General features: G+C 68.2%; 21 protein-coding genes. 12 read left to right on the forward strand and 9 right to left on the reverse strand.

Annotated features, from left to right (window positions below; genetic code table 11):
* Positions 1-4: 4 nt before the first annotated feature.
* Positions 5-685 carry a helix-turn-helix domain-containing protein gene (locus E6N53_RS03150; RefSeq protein ID WP_142856805.1) on the reverse strand — a complete coding sequence of 227 codons (681 nt, stop codon included), beginning with the start codon at positions 683-685 and terminating at the stop codon, positions 5-7.
* 405 nt (positions 686-1,090) lie between these two features.
* On the opposite strand from E6N53_RS03150, the gene hisC reads away from it, so the two are divergent.
* From hisC to tpiA, 6 genes are all read left to right on the forward strand, one after another.
* Positions 1,091-2,176, forward strand: coding sequence for a histidinol-phosphate transaminase (gene hisC / locus E6N53_RS03155; protein WP_142856807.1), 1,086 nt, complete (start codon positions 1,091-1,093; stop codon positions 2,174-2,176).
* A complete protein-coding gene (locus E6N53_RS03160) occupies positions 2,173-2,748 on the forward strand; it encodes an adenylate kinase family protein (protein WP_142856809.1) in 576 nt (191 codons plus the stop codon). The genes hisC and E6N53_RS03160 overlap by 4 nt, the downstream gene beginning before the upstream one ends.
* The gene (locus E6N53_RS03165) at positions 2,745-3,350 is read left to right on the forward strand and encodes a CDP-alcohol phosphatidyltransferase family protein (RefSeq protein WP_142856811.1); all 606 of its coding nucleotides are present in this window, start codon (positions 2,745-2,747) and stop codon (positions 3,348-3,350) included. The genes E6N53_RS03160 and E6N53_RS03165 overlap by 4 nt, the downstream gene beginning before the upstream one ends.
* A 115-nt stretch (positions 3,351-3,465) precedes the next feature.
* On the forward strand, positions 3,466-3,993 hold the full coding sequence (locus E6N53_RS03170; protein WP_142856813.1) for a multiprotein bridging factor aMBF1: 528 nt from the start codon (positions 3,466-3,468) through the stop codon (positions 3,991-3,993).
* A gap of 90 nt (positions 3,994-4,083) precedes the next feature.
* Positions 4,084-5,181 carry a carbon-nitrogen hydrolase family protein gene (locus E6N53_RS03175; protein ID WP_142856815.1) on the forward strand — a complete coding sequence of 366 codons (1,098 nt, stop codon included), beginning with the start codon at positions 4,084-4,086 and terminating at the stop codon, positions 5,179-5,181.
* Between the two features lie 227 nt (positions 5,182-5,408).
* A complete protein-coding gene (gene tpiA / locus E6N53_RS03180) occupies positions 5,409-6,053 on the forward strand; it encodes a triose-phosphate isomerase (protein ID WP_136602410.1) in 645 nt (214 codons plus the stop codon).
* A gap of 72 nt (positions 6,054-6,125) precedes the next feature.
* Here the strand turns inward: tpiA and E6N53_RS03185 are convergent, their stop codons facing one another.
* From E6N53_RS03185 to aroC, 6 genes are all read right to left on the reverse strand, one after another.
* The gene (locus E6N53_RS03185; RefSeq protein ID WP_142856817.1) at positions 6,126-7,964 is read right to left on the reverse strand and encodes an ATP-binding protein; all 1,839 of its coding nucleotides are present in this window, start codon (positions 7,962-7,964) and stop codon (positions 6,126-6,128) included.
* A 67-nt stretch (positions 7,965-8,031) separates the two neighbouring features.
* Positions 8,032-9,303, reverse strand: coding sequence for a DNA polymerase IV (gene dinB, locus E6N53_RS03190; protein ID WP_142856819.1), 1,272 nt, complete (start codon positions 9,301-9,303; stop codon positions 8,032-8,034).
* A 95-nt stretch (positions 9,304-9,398) separates the two neighbouring features.
* On the reverse strand, positions 9,399-9,827 hold the full coding sequence (gene lrpA1, locus E6N53_RS03195; RefSeq protein WP_136588993.1) for an HTH-type transcriptional regulator LrpA1: 429 nt from the start codon (positions 9,825-9,827) through the stop codon (positions 9,399-9,401).
* Positions 9,828-9,970: 143 nt separating this feature from the next.
* The gene (locus E6N53_RS03200; protein WP_142856821.1) at positions 9,971-10,909 is read right to left on the reverse strand and encodes a thiamine pyrophosphate-dependent enzyme; all 939 of its coding nucleotides are present in this window, start codon (positions 10,907-10,909) and stop codon (positions 9,971-9,973) included.
* Positions 10,910-10,911: 2 nt separating this feature from the next.
* Positions 10,912-12,804, reverse strand: a complete 1,893-nt coding sequence (locus tag E6N53_RS03205) for a 2-oxoacid:acceptor oxidoreductase subunit alpha (RefSeq protein ID WP_142856823.1) — start codon at positions 12,802-12,804, stop codon at positions 10,912-10,914.
* Positions 12,805-12,997: 193 nt separating this feature from the next.
* Positions 12,998-14,149 (reverse strand): chorismate synthase, encoded by a 1,152-nt coding sequence (gene aroC, locus E6N53_RS03210; protein WP_142856825.1) that lies wholly within the window; start codon positions 14,147-14,149, stop codon positions 12,998-13,000.
* Between the two features lie 123 nt (positions 14,150-14,272).
* Between aroC and E6N53_RS03215 the strand changes: the two genes are divergently transcribed.
* The gene (locus tag E6N53_RS03215; RefSeq protein ID WP_142856827.1) at positions 14,273-14,737 is read left to right on the forward strand and encodes a DUF6653 family protein; all 465 of its coding nucleotides are present in this window, start codon (positions 14,273-14,275) and stop codon (positions 14,735-14,737) included.
* Between the two features lie 10 nt (positions 14,738-14,747).
* Here E6N53_RS03215 and aroA read toward each other — a convergent pair whose 3' ends face one another.
* Positions 14,748-16,034, reverse strand: coding sequence for a 3-phosphoshikimate 1-carboxyvinyltransferase (gene aroA / locus E6N53_RS03220; protein ID WP_142856829.1), 1,287 nt, complete (start codon positions 16,032-16,034; stop codon positions 14,748-14,750).
* 113 nt (positions 16,035-16,147) lie between these two features.
* On the opposite strand from aroA, the gene E6N53_RS03225 reads away from it, so the two are divergent.
* The gene (locus tag E6N53_RS03225; protein WP_142856832.1) at positions 16,148-16,573 is read left to right on the forward strand and encodes a CBS domain-containing protein; all 426 of its coding nucleotides are present in this window, start codon (positions 16,148-16,150) and stop codon (positions 16,571-16,573) included.
* Between the two features lie 42 nt (positions 16,574-16,615).
* Positions 16,616-17,821, forward strand: coding sequence for a M24 family metallopeptidase (locus tag E6N53_RS03230; RefSeq protein ID WP_142856834.1), 1,206 nt, complete (start codon positions 16,616-16,618; stop codon positions 17,819-17,821).
* Here E6N53_RS03230 and E6N53_RS03235 read toward each other — a convergent pair.
* Positions 17,797-18,288 (reverse strand): hypothetical protein, encoded by a 492-nt coding sequence (locus E6N53_RS03235; protein ID WP_142856836.1) that lies wholly within the window; start codon positions 18,286-18,288, stop codon positions 17,797-17,799. The two genes, E6N53_RS03230 and E6N53_RS03235, sit on opposite strands and share 25 nt — an antisense overlap.
* A gap of 194 nt (positions 18,289-18,482) precedes the next feature.
* Between E6N53_RS03235 and E6N53_RS03240 the strand changes: the two genes are divergently transcribed.
* The 3 genes from E6N53_RS03240 to E6N53_RS03250 are packed head-to-tail and all read left to right on the forward strand — an operon-like array spanning position 18,483 to position 21,225.
* Positions 18,483-18,983: a hypothetical protein gene (locus E6N53_RS03240; RefSeq protein WP_142856839.1), complete on the forward strand. Its 501-nt coding sequence runs from the start codon at positions 18,483-18,485 to the stop codon at positions 18,981-18,983.
* Positions 18,984-19,039: 56 nt separating this feature from the next.
* Positions 19,040-19,807, forward strand: a complete 768-nt coding sequence (locus tag E6N53_RS03245) for a prephenate dehydrogenase/arogenate dehydrogenase family protein (protein WP_142856841.1) — start codon at positions 19,040-19,042, stop codon at positions 19,805-19,807.
* Complete coding sequence (locus E6N53_RS03250; protein ID WP_142856844.1) at positions 19,804-21,225, forward strand: small ribosomal subunit Rsm22 family protein; 1,422 nt, start codon at positions 19,804-19,806, stop codon at positions 21,223-21,225. The genes E6N53_RS03245 and E6N53_RS03250 overlap by 4 nt, the downstream gene beginning before the upstream one ends.
* Positions 21,226-21,273: the final 48 nt, after the last annotated feature.

Genomic DNA, 21,273 nt, shown 5'->3' on the forward strand with positions numbered 1-21,273 from the left:
TCGCCTACCGGTCGACCTCGATGGATTCGACCGGCTCTCGCTCTTCGGTGTCGGCGAGCGTCGCGCCGACGAGTGACTTCATGCCCCGGCGGAGTCGCTCGGAGGCGGCCTGACTCGAGACGTCGAGGTCGTCCGCGACGTCCTGGAGCGAGGCGGCACGCGGGATGGTGAAGTAGCCGGTCTTCAGCGCGGTGAGGAGCGTCTCGTGCTGGGCCGTCGTGAGGCCGAACCGGTGTTCCGGCGCCTGCTGGTCGCGGTCGTAGACCGCGCGGATGTGTATGTCGAAATCGACCGCCCAGCAGCGCTCGCGGAACGCGGCGATGGCCTCCCGGCTCGGAAAGCGCAGCCGGACGAACCAGCCCTGGCCGTCGTTCTCGGCGTGGAGGACGGCACCGTCGAGGTCGACCAGCGCCCGGTAGGCTTCGACCTCGGGCACCTCCGCGGCGTACTGGATGCGGTAGAGTCGGGCGTCGCTCTCCTCGGCGAGGTGTTCGAACGTGGTGATGGTCGGGTCCGCTTCCAGTGCGGCCTCGAACCTGTCGAAATCACCGCCCGCCGCCCAGAAGAGGTGGCGCAGGGGAATCGCGTCCGACGCGTCGAGGGTGTCGACGACGACGGACATCCCCGGCGTGCGCTGGAGGGCGTGTGAGAGGACGTCCGAGTCGATATCGAATTCTACGATCATGAGTGTGGTCTCGTGGGGACGGCCCCGGAGGGCACCGCACCGGTCAGTCCGTAGACACGCTACGACGCCGAGTGACTTGAGCGCTCTGACGCGGCCGACGACACGCCGGGCGAGCGCCGCGTCGCCGCCGTCGGGGTCAGGCAGGGCCGAAGCTGGCGGGCCGGTCCGCAGAGCCACCCCGTCCAGTCGCAGCGTCAGAGTCAGGACGACGGCCGCCACTCCTCTCGCGGCTCCCGTCGGGTCTCCCCGTCGTCTCCCCCAGTGCCGGCCGGCATCGGTACATCAGTCCAGAGTCGCATAGTGTCCGGGGATGGATATTCAGGGGCTTCGCGGGCGACGCAGCCGCCGAACCGCCGGACGACGCATGAGCATTCTTAAGAACCGGGCACCGCATTTTCCGTCTATATGGAACCACGGGACCTCTCCGCGCACTCCCCGTACGTCCCTGGACGGGGCGTCGAGGAGGTCGCCCGCGACCTCGGCATGGCCCCCGAGGAGTTGACGAAGCTCTCTTCGAACGAGAACCCCCACGGCCCGAGTCCCGCGGCCGTCGAGGTGCTCCGCGAGTACGCCCCGAAGGTGCACGTCTACCCGAAAGCCTCGCACACGGACCTCACGGAGCGACTCGCGACGGAGTGGGACGTCGAGCCGACACAGGTGTGGGTCTCCGCCGGTGCCGACGGCTCGCTCGATTACCTCTCCCGCGCGATGCTCGACCCCGGCGACCGCGTCCTCGTTCCCGACCCCGGCTTCTCCTACTACGGCATGACCGCCCGCTACCACCACGGAACCGTCGCCTCCTACCCGCTCTCGAAGGCGGACGACTTCGAACAGACGGCCGCGGGAATCCTGGATGCGTACGACAGCGAGCGAATCGTCTACGTGACGACGCCGCACAACCCGACGGGGAGCGAACTCCCCCGCGCCGAACTCGTCACCCTCCTCGACCGGGTCGACGAGCACACCCTCGTGGTCGTCGACGAGGCCTACGGCGAGTACGCCGACGTCGAGAGCGCCGCCGGCCTCCTTGACGACCACGACAACCTCGCCGTCACCCGGACGTTCTCGAAGGCGTACGGGCTCGCTGGACTCCGCATCGGGTACGCGCTCGTCCCCGCCGCGTGGGGTGAGACGTACGCCCGCGTGAACACGCCGTTCGCGGCGAACGAACTCGCCTGTCGTGCCGCCCGCGCGGCGCTCGACGACGACGACCACCTCGAGAAGAGCGTCGAGACCGCCCGCTGGGGCCGCGACTACCTCCGTGAGGAACTCGACGCACACACCTGGGAGAGCGCGGGTAACTTCGTCCTCGCCGAGGTCGGCGACGCCTCCGCCGTCGCGGACGCGAGCCAGCGCGCTGGCGTCATCGTCCGCGACTGCTCCTCGTTCGGGCTGCCCGGATGTATCCGCATCTCGACGGGCACCCGCGAGGGAACGAAGCGCGCCGTCGAGGTGCTCAACCGGGTCGCCCGCGAGGTGACCGAGGCGTGAGAGTCGCCCTGACCGGGACGCCCGGGACGGGGAAGACGACGGCCTCGGAACGACTCCCGTACGATGTCGTCCACCTCAACGACGTGGTTCGCGAGCACGACCTCTGGACCGAACGGGACGCCGACCGCGACTCGCTCGTCGTCGACGTCGAGGCGCTGGCGGCGTGGGTCGACGAGTACGTGGCATCGAGCGACGCCGACGTCGTGCTTCTCGAGTCGCACCTCGCACACCTCCTCGACGTCGACCGCGTCGTGGTCCTCCGATGTCGCCCCGACCTGCTCGAGTCGCGCCTCCGCGAACGGGGTGAGAACGCGGCGAAGGCTCGCGAGAACGCAGAGCCGGCAGAGCCGTCTCAAGCGCTCGCTCGCAAGGCTCGCGAGAACGCCGAGAGCGAGGCGCTCGACGTCGTCCTCTCCGAGTCCGTGCGCGACCACGGCGCGGAGGCGGTGTACGAGGTCGATACGACGGACCGGACGCCCGAGGCCGTCGCCGCCGACGTCGAAGCCGCCGTCGAGGGCGACCGGGAGCCCTCGGCCGGCACGGTCGACTTCACCGAGTACCTCCAGCGATGACGCTCGACAGGCTTCGGCCGGTCGCCACACGCGCGCTCGGCCCCTTCGTCAGCGCCGCCGACGCGCTCGGTCTCACCCCGAACGGGGTGAGTGTCATCGCATTCGGCGTCGCCGTCGCCGCGGGCGGCGTCTTCTATCTGGCGACCCCCTTCGCGTACGTCGTCGGCGCGGTCTGTGTCTTCCTCAACGGCTGGCTCGACCTCGTCGACGGCGCGTTGGCTCGCGAACAGGGCGTCGCCAGCGACGCCGGGGACTTCCTCGACCACGTGTTGGACCGCTACGCCGACATCGTCATCATCGCCGGCCTCGCCGCCGGCGTCGGGCGATATGGCCTCGGCTTCGCGGCGGTCACGGGCGTCGTGATGACCTCCTATTTGGGAACACAGATTCAGGCCGTCGGCCTCGGCCGGGCCTACGGCGGTCTCGTCGGTCGAGCCGACCGCCTCGCGCTCATGGGGCTCACGGCTGTCGTCGCCGCCGTCGTGTCGGAGCCGCTGGTCTCGGGGCTCACCGTCGTCGGCCTCCTGCTCGCGTTCTTCGCCGTCGTCGGCCACCTCACCGCGCTCCAGCGTTTCTGGGGTGCGTGGTCAGACCTGACGTAAGTGGTGTCGGTGTTTCGGGCGGTGGTCGAAGGAACTGTGCTGAACCCGACGTACAGCGGGTCGCTCCCGACACCTCTGGCGCACCTTTTATACACAGGGCTCTGTTACTGTGGGTATGCCCCAGTGCGAGATGTGCGGCGCCTCCAAGTCGTCGCTCACTACCGTCAAGGTCGAAGGTGCCAAACTGGACCTCTGCGACGAGTGCAAGGACTTCGGCACCGAGGTCCGCACTGAGTCGTCCTCCTCGGCGTCCAGCAAGTACTCGACCTCCTCGTCGTCGGGGAAGGCCTCCTCTTCGTCGTCTTCGTCCTCGTCGGACGGTTCGTCGAAGCGGCGCCGGCGAGACATGTTCGACGACATGGACGAGATCGCGACGGACTACGACCAGCAGGTTCGACAGGCCCGAGAGAGCCGCGGGCTGAGCCAGCAAGACCTCGCGAACGAACTCAACGAGAAGACCAGCCTCATCCGGAAGATCGAACGCGGCGACGTCCTCCCGAGCGACAGCGTGCGCAAGAAGCTCGAACGCAAGCTCGAGGTGTCGCTCACCGAGGGACCGAGCGGCGACGACGACGAGAGCGAGTGGTCTTCGGGCTCGTCGACGAAGACGACTCTCGGCGACGTGGTCAAGCGGAAGGACTGAGCGCGCACGTCGTCGCCGTCTCGCTTTCTCCCTGCTCGTGAGCGTCGCGGTCGACCAAGACTTATATCTCCAGCTTCGGTGCGGTGTGGCATGGCATCACCAGCCCACGAGGAGTTCACGCTCGGCGCTGCACAGGTCGCACCGGTGTACCACGACAAGGAAGGAACACTGGACCGAACCATCGAGTGGATCGAACGCGCCGGCCGGGAGGACGTCGACCTGCTCGTCTTCCCCGAGACGTACTTCCCGGGCTATCCGTACTGGCGACGGAGCACGTCCATCTCGCGGTGGACGGACCTCGTCGTCGACCTCTCGAAGCACTCGCTTTCGGTCGACAGCGAGACCGTCGAACGCATCGGCGAGGCGGTCGACGACGCGAACCTCCACCTCGTGCTCGGGACCAACGAACGAAGCGACCGGCGAGGGTCGGAGACGCTGTACAACTCGCTGTTCTTCTTCGACCGTTCTGGGAGACTCGTGCGACGCCACCGGAAGCTGATGCCGACTCACGACGAGCGGACCATCTGGGGACGCGGCGACCCCTCAAGCCTCACTACCCACGACACCGACATCGGACGCGTGGGTGGCCTCGTCTGCTACGAGAACCACATGACGCTGTCGAAGGCGGCGCTGTGTGCGATGGGTGAGGAGATTCACGCGGCGGCGTGGCCCGGCTTCTGGGAGCAACGCGGCCATCCTGGCGACAAGACCGGTGCGGAGTCCGCCGCGGCGAAGGACACCTGTGACATCTATCCCGCCGTCCGCGAGTACGCCTTCGAGACACAGTCGTTCGTCGCCTCCTGCTCGGCGTACATGGACGACACCGTCCCCGAGCAGTTCGACGAGGACGAACTCGGCTTCGGCGTCGGCAACGGCGGGAGCATGCTCGTCAATCCGGCGGGCATCGTCAAGGCCGGCCCTGTCGTCGGCGAGGAGGCGCTGCTCACCGCCGACTTCCACCGCGACGAGCGGCGGGCCACGAAAGCGTACTTCGACGCGATGGGCCACTACGCGCGGTGGGACGCCGTCTCACTGCAGGTGTCGGACGAGACGCTCGACCCGATTCGGCCGGCGGACGGCACGCCGTCCCGCGCTCGACTGTCCGCTCACCGGGCGGAGGAACTCGCGACGGAGTACGACGTACCGGTCGAGGCCGTCGAGGACGTCGCCGAGGCGCTCCGCGAGTAACTGCGGACGAGACAGGGCCGAGGCGGACGTTCAAGTGCGATCCCGACCCCACCTCGCCGCGTGACGTAGCGACCGACGCGCGGCGAACAGCGGGCGTCCGGGCCGACGCCGCGCGAGCGAGGTGCCCGGCTGTCAGCCCCTCTCGGGCCTCGGTGCTCCCACAGCGCCGCTGTGCCGCCGCCGAGACGTGAAGCTATTTATCCGAGCCAGAGTGAAGACTCATCTGCATGTTCATTCTGGTGAACCTCAAGGCGTACCCCTGCGACCCCGTCGCGGTCGCGGAGGCCGCCCGTGACGTCGCCGAGGAGTCCGGTATCCGAATCGCGGTCTCCCCGCAGGCCGCACACATCGAACGCGTCGCCGAGACGGGCGTCGAGACGTGGGCGCAGCACGTCTCACCGAACGCGCACGGCTCGCACACGGGGAGCACGCTCGCCGAGGCAGTCGCGGAGGCGGGCGCGGTCGGTACCCTCCTGAACCACTCCGAGAACCGGCTGAAGCTCGCCGATATCGACGCCTCGCTCGACGCGGCCGAGCGTGCCGGCCTCGAGACGTGCGTCTGCGGCAACAACCCCGAGCAGATCGGGGCCGTCGCCGCGCTGGGTCCCGATTCGGTCGCCGTCGAGCCGCCGGAGCTCATCGGCGGCGACGTGTCGGTTTCGACCGCCGACCCCGACATCGTCGTCGACGCGGTCGACGCCGCTGGCGCCGTCGACGAGGACGTCGACGTCTACTGCGGGGCCGGTGTCTCGACCGGTGACGACGTCGTCGCCGCCCAGGACCTCGGCGCGACGGGTATCCTCCTCGCGTCGGGCGTCGCCAAGGCCGACGACCCCCGTGCGGCGCTGGAAGACCTCGTCGCGGGACTGTAAGTCGCACCGATCACTCGAGTCAGTTCCCGTTTCTCGTCCGGTGTCTGTCGCCGAGGTGGTCTCTCGCCGACCTCAGTCTGCGGTCGACTCGGCTTCGTCGGCGTCCTCGGCAGCGACCGCCTCGTCGGTGAACACCGCCTCGACCGCCTCGACGGCCTCGTCGAACGAGTCGGGGTGAAGCCGATGCGCGTACTCGTTCCGAACGTGGTCGGGGAGCGCGTAGGCGTACTTGCCTCGACCGGCGTGTCTGACGAATCCGGCCTTTCGAAGCGCGCGGTTCCGCGCGTACGCGACCTTGTGGTCGCCCGGCCCGCCCGCAGCGACCTGTGCGGTGACCGGGTCCCCGATTCCCTGTGACTGGTAGTGGGCGAGCATCCGGCGGGTGACTGCGTCGAACTCGGCCAGCTGTGCTCTGAGCTCGCCGGCGACGGTGCCGACTTCGCCGTCGGGAAGCGGTGGCGACGCGATGTTGAACGTCTCCGTCGACGCGTCGGTGTCTGTCTCGGGCTCAGTGCTGGCTGTGACCGACACCAGCCGTTCCCCACCAGTCGACTCGCCGTTCGTCGCTCCCGACGGTTCGTCGTCGTTGTCGGCCATCTCCGGGTCAGCGGCGAGCGGGAACGGCACGTCCGAGTCAGGGTCTGCACTCGCCGCGGCGTTGACGGCTGCCTCCTCGTCAGCAGCAGTGACCGCGTCCAGTGCCTTCTCGAACGCCTGGCTGGAGTCGTCTCCTCCGTCGTCTCCAGTCGCGGCCGTCGCCTCGTCAGTCGATGCCGTCGACTCTGCCTCGTACTCACGGAGCGCTCGCTGGTGCTCGTCGGGCCGATCGAGGTTTCGGCCGTTCCCACCACGATAGGGTGCCTCGGCCTTCTGGAACATCGCCTGTGCCATCTGGTCGGCGAACCGCCGCAGGTCGCGCGCCTCCTCCAGTTCGCGTTCGAGTTCCGCGATTCGGTGCTCCTTCTTCTCGAGTTCCTGTCTGAGGTCGGCGAGTTCGGACTCCCGTCGTTCCTTCTCGTCGCTGATAGACCGGAGTTCGTCGACGAGGTCACCGCTGACCGATTTGAGGTCCGGTCGTTCGAAATCTTCGAGCCCGGGGGTCGCACCGGCGTCGAACGTCGTCTTCCGGCGGAACTGGACTCGCCGAATCGACTCCGACCAGTCGGTGACCAGAAAGCCCTCACCGTCGCCCATATCCTCGATGGCGTCGGAGTACTCCTTCCCGAGGATGCGCTTGACCACCTTGGTGTCGTTCCGCCAGGTGAGTCGGTGCCAGACGAGCCAGTCACACTGGGTGATGAAGTCCTTCTTTACGTCGGCGGGTCGCTGAGAGATACCGACGATGCCGAGGCCGTGTTTCCGCCCGCGCTTGCCGACCTTGATGAGCATCTTCCCCGTCTCGTCCATCCCACCACCTTCGGGAATGTACTCGTGGCACTCTTCGACGAGCATCAAGAACGGTTTCTTCAGCTTCTTCTCCTTCGCGAAGAGGTGCCGCGTGGTCTGCAGCAGGAGGGACTTGGCCTGGCTCTCGTCGAGGTAGCCCGAGACGTCGAGGATGATCGGCACGTTCTGCTCGAGCGCCAGCGAGGCGATCTTCTCGGCGTGTTCGGGGTTGACCTGGATGTCACACTCCTCGTCCGCGCCGACGTGGAGGATCTCGAACTGCTCTTTCAGGCCGTAGTACTCGCCGTCGGTGTCGACGACCAGCACCGGAAAGTTCGCCGAGAGCAGTTTCTCGACGACGACCGAGGCTGTGTTCGACTTGCCCGACCCGGACTTCCCCGTGATGAACCCTCTCCCCGTGAGAATCTCGACGGCGGGGAGCGAGACGGTCGTCCCCGGATCAGTCCCGTCACCGCCCGGGCCGGCGCTTACGTCTGCAACTGTGATTGTCTCCCGTTCGGTCATGCGGTCTTGAGGATAGGTAACCGGCCGCGCACAAAGAGGTACGTCAGACGAGCGACTGACGACTGGCTCAGCTGCCCGTCTCGTCGGCGTCGAACTCCGCGAGCGAGGCCTGTCCCGACCGCCGTCGCCGTTCGGACCGACCGTCGGGGCGCAGTCCACCGGCTTTTCCCGCCTCGTCGTCGGTCTCGTACCCGTCGAGCCGGGCCTGTTCACCGGCACCGAACGTGAGGTTCGAGACACGCACACCGACCTTCCGGACGCGCTCGCCCTCGAACTCGGAGAGGAGGTCGAGCGCGACCCGTTCGACGAGGCCAGGGTCGTCGACCGGCCCCGACAGCGAGCGTTCCCGCGTGTTCACGTCGAACGGCGGCGTGACGACCTTCACACCGATGGTGCGGTACGTCGCTCCGCGGTCCGTCGCCCGCGTCGCCACGTCGCTCGCGAGCGTTCTGACCCGCTCGCGGACGCGCTCGGACTCGTCGGTAGCCTCGGTGAACGCCGACTCCCGCGAGAGGCTCTTGGGGCGTCCCGTCGGTTCGACGACCCGGTCGTCGTCGCCGCGCGCACGACGGTGCAGCGACACCCCGCGGTCGCCGAACCGCTCTCGCAACACTGTCGGGTCCGCCTCGCCGAGGTCGCCGGCCGTCTCGATTCCCATCTCGCGGAGGTCGCGCGCGGTGACCGGACCCACGCCGTGAATCTCGTCGACGGGAAGCGGTGCGAGAAACGACCGCAGTTCGCTCGGCGGGACGGCGACGAGACCGTCGGGTTTGTCGTGGTCGGAGGCGACCTTCGCCGTGGACATGTTCGGCGCGACGCCGACGCTCGCCGGCACGCCGACCTCCCGACTGATGCGCTGTTTGACGTACCGCCCGTACCCTTCGGCCAGTGTTCTGCCGTCCGCGCCGGCACGCTCCCACGACGTCCGCTCGGAGACGTCCAGATACGCCTCGTCGATGCTCACCTCCCGGACGACGTCGGCGCAGTCGCGGAGGACCGTCTTGACCGCCGCGGCCACCTCGCGGTAGTAGTCGAGGTCGACCGGGAGGTAGTGACCCTCGCCACCGTCTTCGACCCGGGGGAGGACGTCGAGCGCCTGCGAGATGGGTTGGGCGCTGTCGATGCCGAACGCCCGCGCCTCGTAGCTCGCCGTCGCCACTGCGCCGTGGGTCTCGCCCGGTTCGAACCCCATCCCGACCACGACCGGCTCGCCGTCGAGTTCGGGGTGTCGCCGGCGCTCGCAGGAGGCGTAGAAGCAGTCCATATCGACGTGGAGGACGACGCGTGCCTCGGTCTCCGCGGCGGGCGGACCAGCGAAGGGGTCGTCCGGGTCAGCCATCACGCGTTCGTACTCACTCGAGGCTACTGAGCGTTCCCAAAGCGGAGTGAAACTAAACGACCGGGCGGGGCCGAGTCGCGTCGAGGACGGGTCGGTTACTTCAGTCGTTCCTGGAGGAACGAGGGGTGAGCGGCGGTGACACCCTCGATGGTGAGGATATCCTCGGCGATGATGTCGCCGAGGGCGTTGCCGTCGGCGGCGCGGACTTCGGCCATCAGCATGTGGTCACCCGAGGAGGTGTACAACGATTCGACGGAATCGAGCGCCTTCAGCGCCCGTGTCGCCTCGACGTAGCGTTCGGAGGCGACGTCGATTCCCACCATCGCGATGGACTGCCCCGAGAGCTTCTTCGGGTCGACGTCGGCGGAGTAGCCGACGATGACGCCGTCCTCTTCGAGTTTCTTGATGTACTTGCGAACGGTGGGCTTCGAGACCTCCGCCCGTTCGGCGATGTCGGCGTAGGATGCCTGTGCATCCTCCTCGAGCGCCCGGAGAATCCGCCCCTCTGTAGAGGTAACGTCCATAGCGGTGATTTTTCGTCCGTTAGAAAAATATGTTGCGAATCAGAAAACGTCTCTCGGTCCTGTACAACGCCCGACGGGACCGGGCGGTACACACGGGGGCGGGGTGAAAGAAAACGGCCGACCGAGGGGACCGCGACGCGACCCTAGCGGTGCTTGTCGAGGAACAGGTCGTAGGTCCGCTCCCACTCGTAGTCCTCGTCGAAGTAGCGCTCCGCGAGCGGCTCTTCGGGCATCTCGCCGATGGCGCGCTTCTCCTGACCGTAGGAGGGTCGCTCGGAGTCGACGTAGTACCGGCCGGTGAGGACGGTGCCCTCGTGGAGGGCGTCCTCGGTTTCGGCCATCATCTCCGACGCCTCGCGACGGTCGGTGGTGTCGAAGTCGTAGTCGTCGGAGTCCTGGATGTCGATGTAGGGGACGTACTGCCGGGCGTCCTTGTTCCAGGTCGGGCACTGGGTGAGGAAGTCGACGTGGGAGAAGCCGTCGTGCTCGATGGCCTCGATGATGATCTCCTTCGCCTGGTTCGGGTTCACCGCGGCGGTGCGGGCGATGTACGACGCGCCCGAGGTGAGCGACAGCGAGAGCGGGCGGAGCGGCTCCTTCGCCGACCCGTGGGGCTGGGTCTTCGACTTGTGCCCCTTCGGCGACGTCGGCGACGTCTGGCCCTTCGTCAGCCCGAAGATCTCGTTGTTGAACACGATGTACGTCATGTCGTGGTTCTCACGAGCCGAGTGCATGAAGTGGTTCCCGCCGATGCCGTAGCCGTCGCCGTCGCCACCCGCGGCGACGACGGTCAGGCCGGGGTTGGCGAGTTTGGCGGCGCGGGCGATGGGCAGCGAACGGCCGTGGATGGTGTGGAAGCCGTAGCTCTCGAAGTAGCTGTTGAGCTTGCCCGAGCAGCCGATGCCCGTACAGAGGAGCATCTCGTCGGGGCTCAGACCCAACTCGGCGGCCGCGCCCTTCAGCGCCTTCAGGACGCCGAAGTCACCACAGCCGGGACACCACGTGGGCTGTGGTTCGAGCCCGGGGGTGAACTCGTTCTGGTCGTGTTCCGTCTCTTCACCGATTGCACTGAATACACTCATGGTTAGTCACCTGCGGCGGGAACGAACTTGGTCTCGGTTCCCGGGAGCGTGTCGTTCTCGACGACCGTGGTCACGAAGCCGTCGACGATCTCTGCGGGCTCGAAGGGGTTCCCGTTGTACTTGAGGAGGCTGGCGAGCTTCTCGCCGTAGCGGCCCAGTTCCTTCTGGGTAAGACCGCGGAACTGCGCCGAGGCGTTCATCTCGACGACGAGCACCTCGTCGACGCTCTCGATGAACGCTTCGACCTCTTCGACGGGGTAGGGCATCATGTCCGAGACCGAGAGCGCCTTCACGGAGTAGCCGTCGTCGTTGAGGCGGTCGACGGCCTCGAAGACGGTCCCCTGGTTCGAGCCCCACGTGAGGATGCCGTACTCGGCCTCGCTCGGGCCGTGCGGCGTCTGGTGGCTCGTGTCCATCGCGTCGAGGTCTTTCCGGATGTTCTCGACGCGCTCCATGCGGCGGTCCATCTGGAAGACCCGGTTCTCGGGGTCCTCGCTGATGTGCCCGGCGGGCATATGTTCGTTCCCCGTCGCGAGGAAGCGCCCACCCTTCTGGCCGGGGAGTGAGCGCGGGCTGATTCCCTTCTCGACGTTGTGCTGGAAGCGGTTGTACTTCCCGGAGGGGTCGTGCGGCGCTTCGGCGATCTCCTCCTCGGTGAGGACCGAGCCCAGGTCCGGGTTCGGGGCCTCGTCGAAGTGGCTCGCCGGGACGTTCACGAGTTCGCCGCCGAGCTTCTGGTCGTAGATGACGATGGCGGGAATCTGGTACTCGTAGGCGAGCTTGAACGCCTGTCGCGTCTGGGTGTACGCTTCCGAGACGGTCGACGGCGCGAAGACGACGCGGTTCGAGTCGCCCTGTGACGTGTAGAGGACGTGCTCTAAGTCGCCCTGTTCGGGCTTCGTCGGCAGCCCCGTCGAGGGACCGGCGCGCATCGCCTCGACGAAGACGACGGGTGTCTCCGTCATCTCGGCCAGGCCGAGCGGTTCGGACATCAGCGCGAAGCCACCACCGGACGACCCGGACATGGCCTTGACGCCCGCGTGGGAGGCACCGAGCGCGAGCGCGGCCGCGGCGATCTCGTCTTCGACCTGCTCGGAGATGCCGCCGAGTTCGGGGAGGTTCTGCGACATGATGGTGAACACCTCCGTCCACGGCGTCATCGGGTAGCCCGAGATGAAGCGGCAGCCCTCGTCGATGGAGCCGTAGGCGATGGCGTCAGACCCCGAGAGGAGCACCTGTTCCTCGTCGTGCTCGCCTTCGGGGACGGAGACGTCGTGCGTGTGTTCGCGCTCCATCGCCATCTCGTAGGCCTCGTCGAGAATCTCGAGGTTCGGCTCGAGGATCTTCTCCGGCATGGCCTCGGTCATCAGTTCGATGATCCAGTCGCGGTCGATGCCGGCCAGCGCGCAGGTCACGCCGACGCCGGCAGTGTTGCGCATGACCTCGCGACCGTGCTCGCGAGCGAGCGAGCGCAAGTCGAACTCGTAGACGTGCCAGTTGTTCTCTTCGACCCGCTCGTCGAAGTCCTCGACGGAGTCGGTGTCGACGAGCCCCGAGTCGATGACGATGACGCCACCCTCACGGAGTTCGTCGAGGTTCTCGTACAGCGGTTTCTGCTCCTCGTCGCCGTAGTACGCACCCTCCGAGGGGTTGCGGGCGAACGAGTCCCCCAGCGTCAGGAGGAAGTTGTAGCCGTCGCCACGCGACTCGACCGGGTTGGCGGACGCGCGAATCTCCGTGTACGTGTGGCCGCCACGGATGCGCGACGGGTAGTGTCGGTGTGTGAATACGTGCAGCCCCGACCGCATCAGAGCCTTCGCGAAGTTCTGGCTCGTCGAGGCGATTCCGTCTCCGGAACCCCCCGCGATTCGCCAGATGAGTTCGTCATCAGTCATAGTGTGGTCACGGCCCCGTGGGCCCTATCGACAAACTTGGCGACGTACTGAATAAAGACTTTGCTATGGATTGACAAGGAAAGATGATGATAGACCTTATATTGTATACCCACACACGCGTGAAAAGAGAAGAAATCCACTGACGGATCTCTTCGACTTTCGAAGAGAGAACGACCGCGTCGACGTTCCGGCGCTACGAATTGTCAGGAGACGAGGGGTGGTAGTCGGTGTCGTACTCGCCGACCTCGCCATCCAGGCGGTCGGGGTTGATTCGCCCACCGAGGAGCATGAAGTCGAGGATGGTGAGCGACAGCATCGCCTCGACGACCGGGACGGCTCTGGGTGGAAGCACGGGGTCGTGTCGGCCCACGACCTGAATCTCCTTCTCCTCGCCGGTCTCCCAGTCGACCGTCTTCTGCTGTTTGGGGATTGAGGTCGGCGCGTGCCACGTCGCCTCGCCGTAGATGGGCTGACCGGTCGTGATGCCGCCCTGCAGGCCGCCGTGTTTGTTCCCTTCCGGGACCGGGTCACCGCTCTCGTCGAACTCCCAGTCCTCGTTTCTGTCGAGCCCGGTCCACTCGCGCGCCTCCTTCCCGAGGCCGTACTCGACGCTCGTCGTCGCGGGGATGGAGAACATCGCCTGACCCAGACGGGCGGGGAACGAGTCGAACCGCGGCGCGCCCAGTCCACGGGGGACGCCCTGTGCCTCGAAGTAGATGGAGCCGCCGATGGAGTCGCCCTCCTTCTGGTACTGGTCGATACGCTCGCGCATCCGCTCGGCAGTCTCGGGATGTGCACACCGCACCTCGTTCTCTTCGGTGTGTTCGAGCATCTCCTCGAACGTGACTGGTGGGGCCTCGATGTCACCGATCTGGTTGACGTGCGCCTTCACTTCGATGCCGTGCTGTTCGAGAATCTTCCCCGCGATAGCGCCCGCCGCGACCCAGTTGACCGTCTCACGCGCCGACGAACGCCCGCCGCCGCCCCAGTTCCGGGTCCCGAACTTCGCGGAGTACGTGAAGTCGCCGTGGCTCGGCCGCGGTGCCGTCACGTACGGCTCGTACTTGCTCGACCGGGCGTCCTTGTTCTGGATGACCATCCCGATGGGCGTCCCCGTGGTGTAGCCGTCCTGGACGCCGGAGTTGATGACGACCTCGTCGGGTTCGCCTCTCGACGTGGTGATCATCGACTGCCCCGGCTTGCGTCGGTCGAGTTCGCGCTGGATGTCCGCCTCCGACAGTTCCAGTCCCGCCGGACAGCCGGAGACGGTGACCCCCATCGCCTCGCCGTGAGACTCGCCGTAGGTCGTCACCTGGAAGAGACGACCGAATCGGTTTCCGTTCATTACGTGGGTGTGGGAAGGGTGGGCATTTCAACGGTGCGGAACGTGCCCGCCTTGCCGGTCAGCCTCGCCAGAACGTCCGCGTCGGACCGGAACGGTGTTGTCCCCGGCCATCGACAGCGAGGTATGGTCTCCGACAGCCCCTCCCTCCGGAGCCGTCTGCAGGACACCTTCTGGGAACGCCACGCCAACCCCTGGAGCGCAGGGACGCGCTTTCTGACGATGCCGGCCCTGCTGTACGCGGTGTACACCCGCGACGGGCGACTCCTCCTCGCGACGCTGGGGTTCACCGTCGTCAACCCCGTCGCCTTCCCCCCGCCGGCGCGGACCGACTCGTGGCTCTCCCGCATCGTCCTCGCCGAGCGCGAGTGGCTCGGCGAGGGGAAGGGTTCGATGGACCTCGGCTACCCGAACGTCCTCAACCTCCTCAACGTGCCAGCGACGCTGCTGGCGCTGTGGGCCGCCTGGAAGCGGCGGCCGGCAACGACGGTCGTCGCGTGTCTGGTCGCGATGGGCCTCAAGCTGTGGTGGGTCGACGCCATCGCCCGCCGGACCGAGGCCGGACGGACCGGCCAGTGGCGCGCGGAGTAGCGACGCCCCCTCACTCACGCCCGACGGTCGCGCCCAGCCCGTCGAGGACGTCGAAGAAGCCGGGGAAGGAGACGTCGACGTGCTCGCCTCCGGTGATGGTCGTCGTGCCCTCGGCGACGAGACCCGCGACGGCCAGCGACATCACGATGCGGTGGTCGTGGCGGCCATCGACGTCGGCACCGACGAGGTCCGTGTCGGAGCCGTGAACGGTCAGGACGTCGTGTTCTTCCGTGACCGATGCGCCCATCTTCGTCAGCTCCTCGGCCATCGCGCTCACCCGGTCGGTCTCTTTGTACCGGACGTGTTCGCAGTTGACGATGCGTGTGTCGCCGTCGGCGACGGCCCCGAGCGTGGCGATGGTGGGCAGGAGGTCCGGTGTGTCGCCCACGTCGACCTCCACGCCAGACAGCGGGGTCCGGGAGACGTCGATCGTGCCCCCGTCCCGATTCCAGTCGATGTCCGCACCCATCCGTTCGAGGACGGAGACGATGGCCGAGTCGCCCTGTGCGCTCGGACGCGCGCCGTGGACCGTCACGCCGTCGTCGCCGGCGACCGCTCCCGCGGCGAGCAGATACGACATCGACGAGAAGTCGCCCGGGACGCGGTACGTCCCGCCCTCGGCCTCGTAGGACTGCCGACCCGGGACGGAGAAGCCCGCGTCGGTCCGCTCGACCTCGACCCCGAAGTCGGCGAGTACCTCGACCGTGATGTCGACGTAGGGCGCGGATTTGAGTTCGGTCTCCAGGTCGACGTCGACACCCGATTCGGTGACCGCCCCGGCCATCAGCAGGGCGGTGATGAACTGCGAGGAGACGTCGCCGGGGATGGAGACCTGTCCCCCGGAAACGTGGCCGCCGACGACGAGCGGGGCCTGGCCGTTCCCGCGCGTGCTCTCCGCGCGGCCGTCGAGTTGTGCGATGGCGTCGAGGAGCGGGCCGTGCGGACGCGACCGCAGGGAGTCGTCACCCGTCAGCACCGTGAGGCCGTCGCCGAGCGCCGCACACCCGGTAACGAGCCGCATCGTCGTCCCCGAGTTGGCGCAGTCGATGACGTCGTCCGGGACCGCGGGACGGCCGTCGAACCCCTCGACGTCGACCGTGGAGCCGTTGCGGTCGACGGTGCCGCCGAACGCGTCCACGGCACGCATCGTCGCGCGGGTGTCCGCGCTGACCAGCGCGTCCTCGACGGTCGCCGTCTCGCTGTAGCCCGCAGCGAGGATGGCGCGGTGTGTGTAGCTCTTCGACGGCGGAGCACGTGCGTCCCCCGCGACGGATGAGGGCCTGATAGAGACGTCCATACGCGGGCGTGGAGGAGCGGCGACGAAAGGCTACCGGACCCGGCGAGCGAGGTGTCCGGCGAGTTGGCGTCGGCCGACCCTAGCGATTTATCCACCGTCGACGTACGTCCGGTATGGCTATCGAGGATATCGCACACCGCGACGTCGTGACCGTCGACCTCGAGGCGACGCTCACCGACGTCGCGCACGTCATGCGGGACGAGCGGGTCGGGAGCGTGGTCGTCGTCGACGGCAAAGGGACGGTCGCCGGACTGCTCACCGACCGTGACCTCGTGGTGTCGGGGCTCGCCGAGGGCCGCCACCCCGACGAGTGCATCGCCAACGACATCCTCTCGACGAACGTCTTCTCCGTCGACCCCGACGACGACGTGGCCGACGTAGCCAGGCGCATGCGCGAAGAGGGCGTCCGGCGCGTCCCGGTCATGCGCGACCGGGACCTCGTCGGCATCGTGACGCTCGACGACCTGCTCGTCCACCTCGGCGAGGAGTTCGACAGCCTGGTCTCGGTCATCGAGGGCGAGTTCCCCCACCGGGACTGAGCGGGGGACAACGGTTTTGCCCGCGCTCTCCGAGGGAGGGCTATGACCCGCGACCTCAGCGCCCTCGACGACTACCTGGTCGACGCCGGCGTCGACGGCTATCTCGTCGACGCCGACGGGACCGACTCGAACCAGCGGTACCTCTCGGCGTTCGACGCGCCCGACCCGTTCGTCACGCTCTACGTCCCGAGCGACGCGGACGGCGAGGAAGGGACCGCCGGAGGCGTCCACCTCCTCGTGTCGAGTCTCGAGTACGGCCGCGCGACGAAGGTCGAGTCAGCCGCCTCCGTCTCGCGGCTCGTCGACTACGACTACCGCGCCCGGGTCGGGGAACACGGCCCCATCACGGGCCGCGCGCGGACCGTCGCGACGTTCCTCGCCGACCGCGCGGTCGGGAGCGTCGCCGTGCCCGCGGACTTCCCGCTCGGCGTGGGGGACGCGCTCCGCGAGGCGGGCGTCGACGTGACGGCCGACCACACCGACGTGGTGGCGGGGATGCGCGCGACCAAATCGAGCGCGGAGGTCGACAACATCCGGGCTGCACAGCGGGCGAACGAGGCCGCGATGGCCGCCGCGGAGGACCTGCTTCGAGCGGCGACGGTCGACGACGACGGTCGACTCCGCCACGACGACGAGCCCCTGACGGCCGAGCGGGTGAAAGAGGAGATCGAGGTGACGCTCCTGCGTCACGGCTGCGGCCTCGACGAGACCATCGTCGCCTGCGGCGCGGACGCCGCCGACCCCCACAACCGTGGGAGCGGCCCCCTCCGGGCGGGTGAAGCCGTCATCGTCGACATCTTCCCGTGCTCGAAGGAGACGAAGTACCACGCGGACATGACCCGGACGTTCGTGAAGGGCGAACCGACCGCGGAGCTCAGACACCGCTTCGACGTGACCGACGAGGCGCGCGAGGCCGCCCTCGCGGCGCTCGAACCCGGCGTAACCGGCGCTGCCGTCCACGACGCGGTCTGTGACGTCTACGAGGACGCCGGCTACCCGACCCTCCGGTCGGACCCCCACACGGAGGTCGGATTCATCCACTCGACGGGCCACGGCGTCGGCCTCGACGTCCACGAGCGCCCGCGGGTGAGCCCCGACGGCGAGGAGCTACGCCCGGGACACGTCGTCACCATCGAGCCCGGCCTCTACGACCCGTCGGTGGGCGGCGTCCGCATCGAGGACCTCGTCGTCGTGACCGAGACGGGGTACGAGAACCTGACCGACTACCCCGTCGAGTTCGTCGTCTGACCCGCCTCCGCCGACGGGCGGGCGTCCTCCCAGTCTTCGAGCAGGGTCCGCAACCCGTCGACAGTCGACGAGACGGGGAACCCCGCCGCCTGGCGGACGACGTGTTCGTCGTCGAGCAACAGCGCGTAGACGGTGTCCTCGCCGAGGAGGCCGAGCGACTGGCGGAACTGCCGTTTGTTCACCCGGAGGACGAGCATCCGGTCGTGCTGGTCGGCCGTGAGCAGGTCCGCCCGACGGGTGCGGCCGATGAGCATCCGGCTCCGCCAGTCGACGACGAGCAACTCGTAGTACTCGAACGCGTCGTACCGCGCCGCGAGTTGCTCGGCGACAGAACACCACGGGTCGACGAGTGACCGTTGTTGCCACTGGAAAGAGATGACGAGCAACGTCGGGTCTCCGTCGAACCCGTCAGGGAGGGAGCGGTGGTCCCCTTCGAGATTCGAACCGGAGACCCGTGGAAACTTCATCGTCCGAGACTGTCTGTGTTACCGGCTATAACTCATCGCCTCTTATTATCAGACGAGATTATCAGCGTCTGACGCACGGCTGACGCGGTCCTTCCGACTCGTGGACGTGTCTGCATCTCGAGACGAACCGCGGGTGCACGACGGCGGCCGGCATCCTCTTTTCCGTCCGGTCCCTCTGCGGAGCCGTGTCTCTGGTGGACCGACTCGCCCGGCTGTTCCGTGAACCGACCGACGACGAGGAGCCACCCGCTCGACGGGCGGACCGCGCGCCCGACACGTATCGCAGCGACGGCGGCGAGAGCGGGACGAACGCCGACGGCGACGCCGAGGCGGAGACGGGACCGGACGCGGGGTCGGGACGGGACGCTCGGCGCGTCGCTGTCGTCGTGCAGGCTCCGCCGGCCGGCGTCCGGCGGTACGAACTCACCCTCCGGGCAGCGGCCGCCGTCGAGACTGTCGAACCGGGCCTTCTGACGCGTCTCTTCGAGACGTTCGACGACGGGTCGGGAGTCGTCCGCGCCCGCGCGGTCGACGTCGACGGGAACGGCAAGACGGTCGACGCGGCGACGCCGCTCTTCACGGTCCACTTCGAAGCGCCCGTCGACCCGGAGACCGTCTCGGTCGACGGGACGCTCACCGGTCACGACGAAGCGCCCGTCCCGTGGTCACGGGTCCGGCTCACGCCGGTCGACTGAGGCGGGTGACGAGTGGTTCCGAAGCCTTTTGCGACGGCCCGAGTTACGGTGGGTCGATGAAACTGCTCGTCGTCGGCGCAGGGTCGATGGGTCGGTGGTTCGCCGACACCGTCGCGGAGAACGTTCCGGGAGCGGTCGACGTCGCGTTCGCCGACGCGGACCCGACCGTCGCCGCCGCCGCCGCGGAGGCGCTCGGCGGTCGGCAGGTCCCCCTCGACGACGACGAGCGCTTCGACGCAGTCTGCGTCGCGGTCCCCATCTCGGCCGTCGAGACGAGCGTCGCGACGCAGGCGCCGCGCGCACGGACGGCGCTCGTCGACGTCTCGGGCGTGATGGCCGCGCCGGTCGAGGCGATGCGCCACGCGGCCCCGGACCACGAACGAATCAGCTTCCATCCGCTGTTCGCCCCGGCGAACGCCCCCGGGACGGTCGCGAGCGTCGTCGACGCCGCAGGACCGACGACGGACCGCGTCCGCGCCGCCCTCGAAGAGGCGGGGAACACCGTGTTCGAGACGACCCCCGCAGAGCACGACCGGGCGATGGAGACGGTGCAAGCCAGCGCCCACGCGGCCGTCCTCGCGTTCGCGCTCGCCGCTCGTGCGGTCCGCCCGGAGTTCCACACACCGGTATCGGCTGCCCTCACCGAGGCCGTCGGGATGGTCACGGGGGGCACGCCGCGCGTCTACCGTGAGATTCAGGAGACGTTCGAGGGGGCCGAGCGGGTCGCCGAGGCGGCCGCCCGAGTCGCGGCCGCCGACGGCGACGAGTTCGAGGCGCTCTACCACGAGGCGAGCGGTGGCGACGCGAGCGGGGGAGAGCGATGACGACGACCGACCGCGACGGCATCGTCGCCAACGCGAAGTACCTCCGCAACGTCCGCCCCGTCGACCCCGAGGAGATACACGAGTACGTCGAGGGGACGCCGCACCCCGCCGTCGTCAGGCAGGTCCTCCGCGAGGAAGCCGTCGACCTCGGCCTCGTCGAGCGGGACGACGGGACGTTCGTCCCCGCGCCCGAGCGGGTGGTCACCGGCGGGTGGTCGCCGGAGGCGTTCCCCGAGCGGTACGCACACGCCTTCGAGGACCTCCTGGTCGAGCGGTACGGCCTCGACTGGCACGAGGGGGAGTCGGCGGCGCGCCTGCGCGAGACCATCCGTCGGCTGAAAGAACAGTACTACCGTCAACACCCCGTCGAGTACGACGAGGAGGTCGCCGCCGCCTACGGCATCTACCACCTCCCAGACTACTACGCGACGGTTGGCTACGTCCTCGACACGCTGACCGAGCGCGACCTGCTGACGACGCCGATTCGCGTCCTGGACGTCGGTGCGGGCACGGGCGGGCCGGCGCTCGGCCTCCACGACTTTCTCGCCCGGCACGCCGAGGACGCGCTGGTCGACTACCACGCCGTCGAACCGAGTGACGCCGCCGCAGTGCTCGACCACCTCCTCGCGGAGACCGGCCGGAACTTCCACCACACGGTCCACCGCTCGCGGGTCGAGGACCTCGACCTGGGTGCGCTCTGTACAGACCCGTTCGACCTCGTCTTGTTCTCGAACGTGCTCAGCGAGCTAGACGACCCCGTCGCAGTCGTCGAGTCCTCGCTCGACGCGCTCGGTCCGGAGGGGTCGGTCGTGGCGCTCGAACCGGCGGACCTCAACACCGCGACCGCCCTCCGAACGGTCGAACGCGAGGTGGTGTCTCGGACCGGCGTGACCGTGTACGCGCCGACGCTCCGCCTGTGGCCCGACACGGAGCCGTCCGACCGGGGCTGGTCGTTCGACGTCAGAGCCGACCTCGAGGTGCCGCCGTTCCAGTCGCGGCTCGCTGCGGGTGTGGGCGACGCGGACGCGTTCGTCAACACCACCGTACAGTTCGCGTACGCCGTGTTGCGGCCCGACGGGACGCGGCGTAGCGACCTCCGGGCGAACCCGACGCGTCACGCGAAGATGGCCGACCTCGACAGACACGTCACCGAGCGCATCGACCTCCTCGCCGTGAAGCTGAGCCACGACCTGACCGACGACGCCGACGCCAACCCGCTGTTCAAGCTCGGCGACGGGAGCGAGGAGACGGGCGTCTTCGGCGTCCTCACGCGGCGAACCTCGCTCAACGAGGCGCTCGCGACCGCGCCGTACGGTTCCGTGCTCCGACTCGAACAGGTGCTCGCGCTCTGGAACGACGACGAGGAGGCGTACAACCTCGTCGTCGACGACGGCACCATCGTCGACTTCCTCGGCTGAGTCGTTCGCACGCGTGCGAATCACCGCCGTTTCGTCGGTCCCGATGGA

It is taken from the genome of Salinigranum halophilum, from assembly GCF_007004735.1.
GTDB lineage: Archaea > Halobacteriota > Halobacteria > Halobacteriales > Haloferacaceae > Salinigranum > Salinigranum halophilum.